The 13924-nt window shown below is 44.9% G+C and carries 9 protein-coding genes; all 9 read right to left on the bottom strand.

All coding sequences use genetic code 11. The annotated features are described in order from the left end of the window. Nucleotides 1-346 precede the first annotated feature (346 nt). Nucleotides 347-2344, bottom strand: a complete 1998-nt coding sequence (locus tag NWF31_RS13305) for an FAD-dependent oxidoreductase (RefSeq protein ID WP_258360995.1) — start codon at nt 2342-2344, stop codon at nt 347-349. A gap of 14 nt (nt 2345-2358) precedes the next feature. Then, nucleotides 2359-2544, bottom strand: coding sequence for a hypothetical protein (locus tag NWF31_RS13300; RefSeq protein ID WP_258360994.1), 186 nt, complete (start codon nt 2542-2544; stop codon nt 2359-2361). A 486-nt stretch (nt 2545-3030) separates the two neighbouring features. Beyond that, nucleotides 3031-4473: an aryl-sulfate sulfotransferase gene (locus tag NWF31_RS13295; protein ID WP_258360993.1), complete on the bottom strand. Its 1443-nt coding sequence runs from the start codon at nt 4471-4473 to the stop codon at nt 3031-3033. 41 nt (nt 4474-4514) lie between these two features. Further along, nucleotides 4515-5357, bottom strand: a complete 843-nt coding sequence (locus NWF31_RS13290) for a glutaredoxin (protein ID WP_258360992.1) — start codon at nt 5355-5357, stop codon at nt 4515-4517. A 328-nt stretch (nt 5358-5685) separates the two neighbouring features. Beyond that, entirely contained in the window at nt 5686-6795 is a 1110-nt protein-coding gene (locus NWF31_RS13285; RefSeq protein ID WP_258360991.1) for an amidohydrolase family protein, read from the bottom strand. A 362-nt stretch (nt 6796-7157) separates the two neighbouring features. Then, nucleotides 7158-8222, bottom strand: a complete 1065-nt coding sequence (locus tag NWF31_RS13280; RefSeq protein WP_258360990.1) for a TRAP transporter substrate-binding protein — start codon at nt 8220-8222, stop codon at nt 7158-7160. A gap of 813 nt (nt 8223-9035) precedes the next feature. Next, entirely contained in the window at nt 9036-9413 is a 378-nt protein-coding gene (locus tag NWF31_RS13275; protein ID WP_258360989.1) for a 4Fe-4S dicluster domain-containing protein, read from the bottom strand. Nucleotides 9414-10047: 634 nt separating this feature from the next. Next, on the bottom strand, nt 10048-10890 hold the full coding sequence (locus NWF31_RS13270; RefSeq protein WP_258360988.1) for a 4Fe-4S dicluster domain-containing protein: 843 nt from the start codon (nt 10888-10890) through the stop codon (nt 10048-10050). Between the two features lies 1 nt (nt 10891). After that, a complete protein-coding gene (locus tag NWF31_RS13265; RefSeq protein WP_258360987.1) occupies nt 10892-13852 on the bottom strand; it encodes a molybdopterin-dependent oxidoreductase in 2961 nt (986 codons plus the stop codon). Between the last annotated feature and the right edge of the window lie 72 nt (nt 13853-13924).

Below are 13924 nucleotides of genomic sequence, written 5' to 3'. Positions count from 1 at the left end.
GTATAAAATCCCTTTATACGATACAAATTATACGATACAAAAGTACGAGCTTTTTCAGGGGAGAACTATAATTTGTTTACCCGGCATCTCAAGAAGTGATGTAAGAAACCCCTTAAATTAAAGCTATTCGCAGTCGAAAACATGGTAGAAAAAGGTGGTGTTGGAGCGTAGCCACTTTTTCTTGCAATACGGCTACCGTAGCCCGGGTCATCTCCACGACCTTTCCCATAAAAGTAAATACGATTAATTTAATAATAAGCATTTGATGTTGGTTGGCTAATACCTGCCAATTAGAATGGATTTAGGGGGTTCGCTTCCCTTTAAGGGCAGTTACGAAAGTCTACTTTTACAGCCCACAATGTTCTCGATAATTCTCTTTATAAGTAGATTTATAAGGATGCTGAAGCCAGTATTTAAAGGGCTTATAATTAACTTTAACTTCTCCTTTATCTAATTTAATTGTAACAAATTTATTCCATTCGGGTGGGTCAAAATCAGGATAATCCATTCTTTTAAAATCTAAAAACTTACTGCTTGCTTTTCTTGCTAATGATGCATGCATAATGATTTCCCCTACAGTAAGACGCACTTCACATTCTAAGGCACGCGCTAACTCATGCGGGTTTAAAGCATAAAGATTCGGTAGTTCACTTTCTCTAAATGAACTAAGCCACAATAAACCTAATTGAAGTATTTCCTCCGATTTATACTCACCACAATAGTCTTGCATAATTCTACACAATCCTAACTGTAATTCTTTCCAACCTATCCCGTCTTTTCTCCTTACTGGCGAATAAACGCGAGCCTTTTCCCTTTCCACTTGTTCTCTATCTATCATTGCCTCCCCTGCTGTTAAAGCGTATTCAGTTGCTTTTCTTCCTACATATCTTCCGGTGGCAGCTGCCGTTGCGTATCCTTCAATTCCAGCCACCTGGTTCCCTGCTGCAAATAAACCTTCGAGACTTGTCTTAAGATCCCAATCAGTTACTAGTCCTCCCGCATTTTTAAATGCAGTTTCTCGCGATTGTGGACCGGCAATCCCGGTAGCCTTTACATCCCACCAGGGCTCAAATAACCCTGCAAAATCAGGATGCAAAACATTCGCCTGAAGCATATCTTTATCAGGATCAAACCCGGCATCAGTATATGTTTTATATATAGGAATCTTGGTTTTACCTTCATTACCTACCATTAGCCCAAATATAGCTTTACGTTCGTGTTCCGGCATACTAGGCAAATCGGCATAAAAAGGTAGTTTGTATTCCCCGTTTTTTATACGTGCAGACAAATCCGGGATAAGATGTGGTCCACGAATTTCATAAGGAGCATCACCGCCGTAACAGGGAAGAAAGAACTTCTGACCAGGCGCCGGTCGATAACGCTCAGATACTGTTTTTAAAATCCTGCCATCTCTATCTACCCAGGGAATTTCTTTACCATTTGCATCAACTATCGTACATGCATACCAGGTATTATGTGCATTACCAGTACCATATGCCGGATAACGATAGCCACCTGATGACGGCATACTTTTCTCCATCATCATTAACTCTGCTCCAGCCTTCCATGCTATAGCACATCCATCACCTGCACAATTTGGATCATCATGTGCGGCATTAGATCCTATAAGCTCAGTTGAAAAGTTCCATAGCCTAAGAGGTTTAGCTGTACAAAGGATTGTTGCTTTCGCTTTAAAAATATAGAACTCTCCAGTATGAACATTTACTCCAGTAGCTCCTACAACTCTTCCTCCTTGCTTTCCTCCTTCTGTGAGCAAACTTGTCGCCATAACATGATGATATATTTTAACTCCCAGTCTGACTAATTCTTTACACAATGCAAGTTTGGCATCTGCTCCCTGTACACGTATAATATGTTTGTTTTCATAATCATAAGCAAACATTAACTTTGTTTCTTCATCTCTAAATTCTGCACCAACAAACTTATCATCTATATCTCTAATCTTTACACCCATTTCTTCCAAATCCAGAAGAGCATCATAGCTTTCTTTCATAGTTATATAATATGCATGTCCGGAAATATAAGGATCATAATCTTCTAAAACACTTATCATTTCTTCCGGAGTAATTTTAGAGCATGGATTAGTAAGTGCCAAGTGCCAATGATCAACACCTGGTCCACCGGCACCTGATCTCTTCACAGAAGCTTTGTCAACAACTGCTACCTGAACTCCTCTTTTAGCTGCACTAATAGCAGCATAACAACCTGCTATTCCACCACCAATGATCAGGACATCAGAACTATCTTCATTTTCTTTATCATACTTCACTGGGTAAGGCCATTCAATTGCGTTTTCTTCTATTAGTTTGTTGTAGTAATTCATCTAATTCCTCCTGATTAAAAATTAAATACGTTCTTAAAACTCCCAACCATTGGTACTCTAACCCTTGCAGGCAGGGCTTTTATTTCTTCGGCTAATTTTAGCCCTTGACTCATCAAAATGCCACCAAAGTGAGGCGAAACATCTTCCAATACCCTATTTGAGGTGGTGTTTTGTTTATGCCCCTTTCCTGCCGCTGCCACTCTGATTTCCAGCAGTTTTTTCGGGAAAGACTGCTTTCTTTGGCTCTTTCGAAGCCGAAAAGGTAGTGGCCTTGGCCCAGTTTAGAGAGCTTTTGGCCTTACCTTAAGATTGCTAAGGCTTTGTGGGATGCCGCCCATGATGTTTATGACTTCTATCGCCTACATCAATCCAGGGAGATTGGACCTTTTATTGATCTTAACTCTAAAAACCATACTCATTTTCGTCATATGCCTTCCCTGGAGGTTAATAAATTCGGCATCCCACACTGCCCGGCCGGTCTTCTTATGGTCTACAACGACTTCGATAAAAATCGTTCGCGAATTAAGTGGCGTTGCCCAATGAAAGCTGTCAACAAGCGGGTTAAACGGGAGATTAATTGTCCTCTCCCTTGCTTTCCTTCGCCTTACGGCCGTACGATTTATACTAAGCCCCATGATGACAGGCGCCTCTTTACGCCAACGCCACGCAATTCTTTGACAAGGAAACTATTCAGCCACCTCGTCACCGGCGGCAACACAAAGAGCAGCATCACCCTGGTACGGCAAAACCCCCTCTACGATGGTTTCTTTTTTACGACCGATTGGGGCAGCACCAGGCACACGGAAGGTAGTTACATCAATGCGCTCAACGGGTACTTCTTTTGGAGGATCTAGCTGCGGGATCCATTCATATGGTGCCCTGTAGGCCCTGTAAATCATATTTATCTTCATGTTTTTACCCCAGTATGGACTAATATATTCCCACACAATTTCGTGCTCTGGCGTTACTTCTATAAGTCGCCCGCCCGAACCTTCCGTAATCAAGGTATTGCCGTTGGGCAGCCTCTGGGCGCTGCTGATGAACGGGCTGTAGAAACGGTTAGAATCAACAGGGTGGACAAATCCTGCTTCTACCGGCGTGTACTGCCAGACTATCTTCAGTGTAACCGGGTCAATCTCCAGCACGCGCGAATAATCCCGCAGGGCATTTTTTATACCCTTTGGTGCGCCTGGATTGGGTGCGCCGTATCCGGCCCAGCCGCCATTGTCAAAGACCAGGATGTTGCCTTCACCCGGCAGTCCTCGCGGGATCATGTGGGCGTGATGCTGCCCGATAATCCAGCCGAGCTCCCTCAACTCCTTGCTGGTATTGTAATCAGGACCCAGCTTCCAGACGATTTTTCCCGTCTTTTTCTCTATTATGGCGATAATATTTGTTTCCCGGCCGTCCCAGATTATATTGTCCGGGTGAAAACGCTCATCGCCAGCGTCGTACCACTTGTTGGGGCCAAGAACGGACATGGAGTTGATATGCATCCAGTCACCCATACCACCGCCTGACGGACGCATATTGGGATCACGGCAAAGGATGTTTTTCGCTTCTTCGCTGAAGTCATATTCATCAAAGTGGTCGCTACATATCCATTCCCAGACGATGTCGCCTTCCCACGTCACCTCGATAATGGTATCATCGAGCAGGAGTTTATCCGAGATTTTGGGGTTTTTAAGGTTCTTGTGGCAAAGGATGAGAGTGTTCCCCCCATCAACCCGCGGTTCCATACCCGGTACATAGTACCCCACCGGGTTGCCTTCACGCTGGTAATCATGATGCTGCCTGGCCATCCACTGGGGCTTCTCGCCGGGATCTTCAATATACTCGTACCTGTTAAACCTCCAGACAATATTCCCTTCCCAGTCCATCTGGACCAGATCGATCTGATCCTGCATGCCGTAGGCGTTGTTTCTTTCCCCGGTATGGCCCATTACGTAGCCGCCTGGTAAAAGCTTGTTGGGAAAGCCGTGCAACCCCTTCCACAACTGGACCTCCGCGCCGTTCATGTCAATTACCAGTGCTCCAAGTTCTTTAGCTTGAAAAACGGTGTAGCCGTTCCAGCATTTTTCCGGGTTATAAATGGTAACTCCTGTGGGATAAACACTTGGATAGGTCATAATACTCCTCTCCTTTGTTTTAGGTTATAGTAATGCTTTACCTACTCACGCTCAACCTCTGCGAACATCTGATATTCCCTTGCCACCGTTCTATATTTGAACAATATATTAGGAGAAAGGGGTTCCAATGATTTTAAACGTTCATCTTTTGCCTCGCGAGGGTTAAACAATTTGATTAAGTAAGGATGCTTCTTGCTCCTTGTTACCTCTTCAATAAATTTTGCAGCCAGGGCGACCTCTTCGGGTGTCAGGTAGCTAATGGCTTCCCCTTCCTGACGCATTACCGGTACTATGGTAGTCTGGAATTGATATTCCGGAAATTTTGGTACCAGGGAAATAGTCTTTTCTATATCCCGCAGGTCAACCTCTTCTTCCAATATCGTGCTGTATAAATCCGGTGGGCCAACAACGTTCATAACGACATTATCTGCTAGAGCGTTGTCCAAAATCATTTGCAATATATGGCTGTGCTTGCCGTTTGTGTCCACTTTAAGTTTCATAGCATTTCCTTTTAGATAGCGTAAAACAGACATTAGATCATCAGCATATTTGGAATTGCCCGAAGAAATGTGTATCCCGTCTACCCACTCCCGATGGAGAGTGCCTACGCTAAAATATCCTGCCAGTTTTTCCCCCGAGTTAAGATAGGCCAGCACGGGACCGATCCCCTGGCAAATTTTATTACCGTCAGTAAAGATGGGGAATTCTATCCCTTCAGCACCGCGGTATATGCTTTTCCGGTTGGCAGTATAAAACTGCTGGAACTCCTCTTTTCCTTCCGCCTTTATGTCCTTTTCCACATAAGCGATACCTTTTTCCTTCATGAAATCTTTAACAATCTTGCAACGGGTACACCCCGGAACTGTAAAGATTATGTTATTCATCTGCCCGGCTCCTATTCTTAGCAAGCTTACATCCCAAATATTTCATTAGTTTCAAAACCAACCTGGCATGTTATAACATAATACTCATGGCATAATGATAAAATACCAGCGGTACAGGCTGTACTACTGAAATTGACTACTACCCCCCTTTTTTAAAGAGCAGCAGTGAGAGACCCCTTAAATCAAAACTAACCGCAGTTGAAGATATGAATAGAAAAGTCGATGCTAAAGTGTAGCCACATATGCCTGCAAGGGCAGTTCTATGAATAGGCGGTTATCAGAAATACCCAATAAGTATGATAGGGTACTTTAGTTAGAATAATTATAATTAGTCTGGGTTAATGACTAGGTTTTTGGGGATAAATGGTATTGATTTTTCCCAATCAACACCATAAACGTCAGGTCTTCCATCTAAAAACATTCTTTCATATGGTACCGGAAGCTTATAAAGTTTAGCAGCATTTCCACCTAATATTAAATTAATTATATCCTGAGGATACCAGTCTTTTAGCTTACGAATTTGATGAAGTTGCCAACCCCACCAGTCTATTTGATAACTAGGAATGGCAGGAAATTTTTTCATTGCAGTTGCACAAATAGATGATTCCGGTCCAACAGGGCAGGAAACGATATACTGGGGAACATGTCCATAGTCTCCCCCCCATAGAAGCCGCGTTGGTCCAACATTAGGATCGTCTATTGCAATCTTCATGTATTCTGCCGGCCAGGTTCCTACCTCCAGAAAAACATTTGACTCTCTAAGCAGTGGGAACCCTGCGACTTCCAATGCTCTTCGAATATAATCCTCTTTTCTAATATAAGCTCCTATTGAATGACCACCATGACAAACAACAATAGGTACATCAGGATACTCCGAGGCAATCCTTAATAATAATTTCCAAACATCCCACTCATAATTCCAGGCAAATTCGTGAAAGTCTACAACAACATTATACTTGCGGGCTAGTTCCATGAAAACACGGTATTCTTCCAATCTTTCCTCGAATGAATAGATCTTCTCTCTCCTCCAGTCTCTGGGAACAAATTCGCCAATACCGACGTACTTACCAGTTTTTAGCGCATCCTCCACTTCTTGAGCTGCTGCTTCAAGGCTCCATTTACTCTCTCCACGAGCGGCTTTTATTTTTGTCATTTGATCAGCACAATACGCACGAAATTTGTTTGGATATCTTTCAACCAGTTCAGCTTGTTTTTCATTGGTAGTACCTACAACACTCGGTTTGAGAATCAGCATATCAATTCCATATCGTTCCATATCATAAAGGGTCAAAGGAGAATTATCAAAGTATTCCACTTCACCATCCCTCGGATCAGAAGGCAACCCATTCCAAACTTTTGTCTCACCGCCACCTTTTTTCCTATACAGTGTAGTTATGTGTCCATGAGTATCAACTATAAAACGACCTTCATGAGGCACTTTAAGCACTCCTTTTTTAAAAATATCCTGAATCCGTGATAATCACAACTGGATAGAACTCGCACTAACAAACCAGAACCAGTCCGGCAAGGAGGGTAAAGTATTTTCATCAGACTGTTCAATGATGAATTTCATAGCTACAGTTCGCAGGTGAAGATGAATTCATTTGACATCCAGCCTATTATATTTTTTTCGCGAGGTTTGGGCCACATCCAGATATTTTGCTATTGGGTTATCACGGATTCAGGAACATTATATTTCTCAGTGCTTCCGAAGTATAGCTTCCTGCAAGGGATTTTGCCGGAGCGCGTTTATGATAACTTACTTCTTAGTAAACATAACCTAAGGCTGCCTCTTTGAGTCTACTTGGAGTATTTCTCTGCTAGCTGTTTTATATTTTCAAATATCTGTCTCGCATTCGAATATCCTTTAGCCTCCAGCTGTTTGAGCTTTTCTTCATATAATGGTTCAACAGCTTTGATCAATTTTTCCTTTTCTTCAGGATTAAATTCTATAAAAGTATTTCCTTGTTCTTTAATCCGCTCAACATCTCTAGCTGCTCCTTCATCAAGTGATACTCCACATGCCTGAGCCATTTTAGTGCCAGTTGTATCTATTAAAATATTTTTCAAGTCATCAGGTAGACTATTCCATGTATCTACATTCATAACTGCATAGAAAGGAGTAACCCTTATATTCAACATAGTATGATACTTAGTTACTTCATCAAGTTTTAAAGATTTTACCGGAGCCACCGGAATAAAGGTTCCATCAGCCGACTTTCTTTGCAGGGCAATATACATATCTGGAGGTAATACTTTAATAGGAGAGGCACCAAGTATTTTGGCTGTCTCAACATCACTAGGAGTTGGGCTAAGAATTCTCAGACCTTTAATGTCTTCTAGAGTTCGTACCGGCTTTGCAACAGTATGGAGCTGAACAGGTGCGCTCACCCATTGCCATAATACCTTAACATCCTTAAATTGGTCCCGCCATTCTGGTGTTGTTTCAAAGAGCTTCCATATCAGTAAACTTCCCGCCTCAGAATTGGGAACAATAAATGGCAAATCCAGGAGTTCACCCAACGGGAATTTATCAGGAGTAAATGGCATAGGAACAGCACCTATATCAATTATACCCGCTACTACAGAATCATACGTTTTTTCTGTGGGGCATAGTGCATTGGGATTATAGTAATTTATAACTAACCTACCGTTACTGCGCTTTTTCACTTCTTCAATCCAGGGTTTAAATACATTAACAACAGTTGGGTGACTTTCCATGTAATCAGATTGAAAGTTTAGTTCGTAAACCTGTTGCTTTTGAGCACTTGAATTAGTGTCAGCAGTCTGTTTTTGACCACATCCGCCAAGCATCAGGCTAATCACCAATATACTTATTATACATACCAAATAGGATTTTCTCATTAAAACCCCTCCTATTTTAGGTTTAAATATAAAATAACTCTATTTTGTTGTGACCTCCGTTACCAAGATATTTTTAATAAAAATTATGTCATATACTCCCTCCCTCCCTTATTTTAGGTACGTTCTCGAAAACTCCTAAACGTTGGTACTCAAGCCCTTCAAAGGGCAAGGGCATTTATTTTTTGGCACCTCTTTCGATATTTGGTTTTACCCATACGAAATAGCGTAGCGAGGAGCCTATTTTTTCTCCCCATCCCCTATGGGGTATAGAGAGAAATAGGTACCGAAAATAGGCGACTTAGTTAGTTACCCCTGAAAAACTCAGGACAAAAGCTTTAGCTTCTCAGGAAACATGATAATTATTTTACAAAACAGAAGGAGTTACCATCCTCTGGATCGAATCTTATAAGAGTAAGTAGGAGAAAACAAGAAAACCCAGAAGGAGGAACTCCTATGAATAATATTCGCCACACCACCTCCTTTTCCTTCAGGGTGATCCCATGTTAAGGCTAAAAGATCCTGCAGTTCCTTTGGTTTTTATTACTATTTTGGCCCCCATATTTATTTCTCATATTGGTTCATTCATACGCCTTTTTCCTCTGACAACCTTTTGTTGGTCCTCCCTCGCGACCGGTCTATAGAAGTTTACAAGATTAGAGCTTCCTATACCTCGGATCGCTACTCAGCTATGCATAATAATACCGATCGGATATGCCTGTAACACTGCCCACGTGTTATCCGGTTGGAGACACAAAGCTCACCCTGGCGCACCAAAAATCTTGTCATGGCACTTAATTAAAATTTGCTTGCCAATTATAGGTTAATATTAGTTCCTCCCTGAGTTTGTTTTAAATCTCCTATTGGCTGTTTATTATTGATAAATTGTGGGTTTTTCATTCCTACTCTAAAATATTCGCCGGTTTCCTTTCGCTTCCAACCAATCCTCTGGTTTAGAGGATGTATAAATATTATAGCTCCCGGAACCTTACATGCATCAACACAACATCCGCAATACCAGCATTCATCTGGATATAATACTATAGGCGGTTTACGTTTTTCTCGATTAGGTACTATTACATCTGTACGGCATACTTCTACGCAGTTGTTGCAGCCAATGCAGAGTTCGTAGTTAAACCTTACTGGTTGATTGGGGGTTAAAGGATTAGGAACCATATAGGCCTTATTGTTCATGCTTTCATTCACCTCTACATCATGTCAGGTGCTTCTAAAATAGGCTTATTGGTGTGTTAATTGCTCTAGCACACGGTTCTATGAGGGAGGGTATGCCGCAAGGCGTACTTCTACTCGACCAAACAGACCTGGAGATTATCCTGACTTTCATTATCAGTTATCTTCATATGGAGGGGTTAACCGGTCATTTATAAAAATATATAAAAATGCGTTTTGGTCGAGGAAGGCTGCCCAATTCTTGTTTTTATAGGATAAAAATCTACACTAAAATTTAAAAGCAAATGTCATGCCAATTAAAACATCCTTATAAAAACATATTATAAACAGTAGTCGTTTCAAAAAACGATAATTAATTCTATCAGTTAACTATAAAGCATATCCTTCATGCTGTTATTCTTAGTATCAACCGATACATTATTGTATCATGTTTCTATCATTATTATATCGCTTTAGTACCCCTGAAAAAGTTCAAGAAAAAACCTTAGCGTCTTAGAAAACCGTATATTTTTCTGTTTCTTAACCTATAGGCCCATTATATTTCGTGGGTCTTTCATACCTCGTTATATTGCGGCAGTGGGTGCAAACTTTAGGTATGAAATTAATGAACGTTGTGCTTTCCTGCTGCGGCTGGTTTTCATGTTAAGAAAACTGTTCCCACATTAAGACTATTTTTCAATTCAAGCTCAATGATTTTCTTTTCACAGCCATCAAATAGTATTTCAATAATATATAACCCGCTATTTCTAGGCAAAGCATCGAATTTGAAATCACCGAAGCAGTCCGCTGTCGTGGCAGCGATTTCTTCTTGTCCCTGCCGCAGTATTACCTTCGCACCATCAGCGCATTCGGTTTTTCCTTCTATTTCTACGGCCACGCTACCGCTTATAAAGCATTTGTTATAGAGGTACAGGTTCTTGTAATATACTCCCGGACTTGTATCGTGCCCGGGGTCCAGTACTTCCAGTTTTTCTTCGTTTATCATGTGTTCCATTTCTTCTTTAGTTAATTTCTCAAGCCTCAAGGCGCCGGTTGGACACGCCTGGACGCAGCGGGTCTTTTGCCACCCCTGGTCGATTAAATGGGCACAGAGGGTGCATTTCTGGGGGACTTCTCTTTCTTCGTTCCACAAGATCATGCCGTAGGGACATGCTGCGGTTAGTTCTTTCTTTCCCCTGGCTTTCCCGGGGTCTATCATGACGATGCCGTCCGGCCTTTTATATATCGCGCCGCCGGCTGCTTTGATACAGGGCGCGTCGTCGCAGTGCCGGCAGAGCCGGGCTATATATTTGACGTCGATGTGTGGGTACTGGCCTCTTTCTATCCTGTGAATGTTTATCCATTTATGACCGTGCCGCGGCTGGGGCAGGGTATACCCGGGCCATTCGTTGTCGACATGTTCGTCTTTGCAGGCCATCAGGCAGTTGTGGCAGCCGATGCATTTTGCCAGGTCATATATGAGGTAGTATCTTTTTGTCATGCTATTTCTCTCCTTCCCACTTGCTTACTTCCACCAGGCAGGAGTTGGCTGCCATGCCGTGGGATTTTTTGATGATCATCCGGCTGGGCGTGAGAATGTTGACGCAGCCGCCGCGGTCTGCCGAGTTGCCAGGTTCTCCAAGGGGTTCGTACAGGGCTGATGATTCGTAGGCATGCACGGTGCCGGGGCGTACCCGGGCCGTTACCTGGGCCGCGCAGATTACTTCTCCCCGGTCGTTGTATACCTTTACCAGGTCGTTGTTTTTTATCCCGCGGGCTCCTGCGTCTTCGGGATTTATTCTTATCACCCAGTAGTAGTGCCCGTCTATTTGTACCCGGTGGTCTTCGATTTCGTTTATGAAGCTGCCTTTGCCGTCGCCCATGGTGTGGAAGCTGTAGCGCGGGTGGGGAGATATCAGCTGCAACGGGTATTTCTTATATAATTCGGTTGTGTGTGGCCCTTCCCAGGCCGGGAGGTATTTGCAGATTACCGGTCGTTCCGGGTCGTCCGGGTCGAAGCGTTTAAGACTTGAGCATTCGAATTCGATCTTGCCGGACTGGGTCTGCAGTCCTTTGCCGTACTCCTCGGTATAGTCTGCCGGCAGCGGCGATATCTCCGGGGTGTCTTTGGGCCGGTCTTCGGCATACCACCGGTAGGCTACGGGGTCACGGAGTTCCTCCGGTGGGTTGGGTACAACAAAGTACCCTTTCTTGAGAAATTCTTTCCACGTGATGTATTGCGGCAGGTCGCTGGCGTCGAACATCCTCTTGCACCAGTCGAGTTCCGTCATGCCTTCGGAGTAGGGTATGGCCAGCCCCAGCCGCTTGGCCAGTTCTAAAAATATCTGGTAATCGGATTTGGATTCGCCTAAGGGTTCGATGCACTTGTGCTGCAACACTATCACCCGGTGGTTGCACTGGGTGTAGGAGTGGTTGATATAGCCCCCGCAGTTGGCGAATTCGCCGATATCCCATCGTTCGAAGCTGGTGCAGGCCGGCAGGATGATGTCGGCAAACCTGGCCTCCCCTTCAAACCAGATGGACTGGTTGACGACGAATTCTAGTTCTTCGGAGCGGTAAGCCCTGGCGTAACGGTTAGTGTCTACCATGGTGCCGAAGTGGGAACCGCCGTACTTATAGTACATCTTAACTTTCGGATAACCCGGTGCGGGATACTCATACTTTAAAAACTGGCCTTCAATTGTCTTGGAGTCCGTCGGGTACCCAATACACCTGCCTTCCAGGATGGCTTCGGGAATTTTCAGCCGGGGAACCCTTTGGTATACTGTATTTACGGTCGGCAACTGTGGCATTCGCTGGTACAGGCTCACTGCCATGGCCGTGCCTTCCAGGTCGCCCGAAAGCCCTCCTTCGGCGTAACCCGGGAAATAGAATTTGGTGTTTACGGGCGTACCCTGCTGCAGGCAGCCCATATTGACGCCGGGCTTGCCCAGCCCCTGCATGGCCATCAGGCATACCATGGCCCGCGCCCACTGGGTTCCGGTGGCCGTGCGGCAGGCGCCGCCAAAGCCTATTATCCCGCCGGCCACAAGATAGGTCTTCTTCTTGCCCCATTCCCGCGCCAGCGCCCGCACGTCCCTGGCGGGCACCCCTGTCTCTTCTTCCTGCCATTCCGGCGTCTTGGGAATGCCGTCTTCTTTCCCCAGGATATAGTCCTTCCATTTTTCAAATCCTTCCGTGCGGGTGGCTACATATTCTTGATCGTACAGGTTTTCCGTTATCCAGACATAGGCTATGGCCAGGGCTAAAGCGCTGTCTGTCCCCGGTTTCGGGGCCAGCCATTTGCCTCCCAGCCAGGCCGCTGTATGGTTATAATAGGGGTCGATGTGCACCATCTTGATGCCGAGCTCTTTTAGCCACTGCCGCCGTATCGTCCCTTCGTGGGCTCCATATACGCCGCTCGTGGCTTCCGGGTCGCTGGACCAGAATACTACCATCTCGCAGTTCTTCAGCAGGTCTTCTACCGTGCCGTAAGTTTCCGCCCCGCCCAGGCGCATGGTGTGGCCCCAGTGGTGCACCGCCCCCCAGTACCAGCCTTCCCAGCTGTCGGGATTGTGGGTTATGGGCGTAAATCCAACTGAGTTAAAAAAGCGCAGCCTGGTACTAAGCCAGTAGCCCAGGTTGCCCCAGGTGTGGTGGGAACCGCTGCCGTTCATAATGGCCCCAGGGCCGTACTCGCGTTTTACCCGTTTTATTTCACTGGCGACTATGTCCAGGGCTTCGTCCCAGCTTATCCTTTCATACCCGGATATCCCGCGGTTCTGCGGGTTCCTGTTGCCGTGCGGGTCGAAATCCACCCGCTTCAGGGGGTACAGCAGCCGGTCCGGGGAGTATACCATGGACTTCCATGCCAGGGTATACGGGGATACCGTCGTTTTCCGCGGCGGGGTGAAGTTTTTTCCTCTCGCGGTTATCGTCCAGGGCCGGGCGTCCTTTTCGTCAAATTCTATGGGGGTGATGCGGATGATCTTGCCGTCCTTTACATAGACGAAAACCGGCCCCCCGTTAGTATTGCTGGTATACCGCTTGACGCCCTTGCCCATATCCGTGCCGTATTCCAGCCCCAGGGTGAATAGCTGGTTTAATGTTTCTAAAAACCACATTACCTGGTCGTCGGCTCCCTGGATCGCCAACTGAAAATTTTTCCCGGCATTGATGAAGTCCAGCAGGTTCCTGCCGGGTTTCAATATCCTGGCAGCCACTTCTACGTCTTCAAAGGCCATACAGACGTCCGGGTTGGGATGGATCCCGCTTTTTGAGGTGACGTTGCCGTTTTTAAATATATAATACCTTCCTGCCGTGTTGTCCTTTAGCTTAACCTGCGCCGTTATATCCTTCGTTGCAAGATGCCTTGCGTACGATGGATAGCGCTTTGCTTTAATGCGGATTAGCTTCTCTAACCCATAAAGTGTTGCTGTAAACTTGAGTTCTTTAAAGGACATTTACTTTTACCTCCTACATGCTTAAAAGGTTGACGTCGCAGTCGTAATTTCGTTGTAATCATACACAATAAG

This window comes from Neomoorella sulfitireducens (assembly GCF_024733845.1).
GTDB lineage: Bacteria > Bacillota > DSM-521 > Neomoorellales > Neomoorellaceae > Neomoorella > Neomoorella sulfitireducens.
Note: the sequence above shows the minus strand (reverse complement) of the source record. Positions and strands in the feature narration are given on the sequence as shown.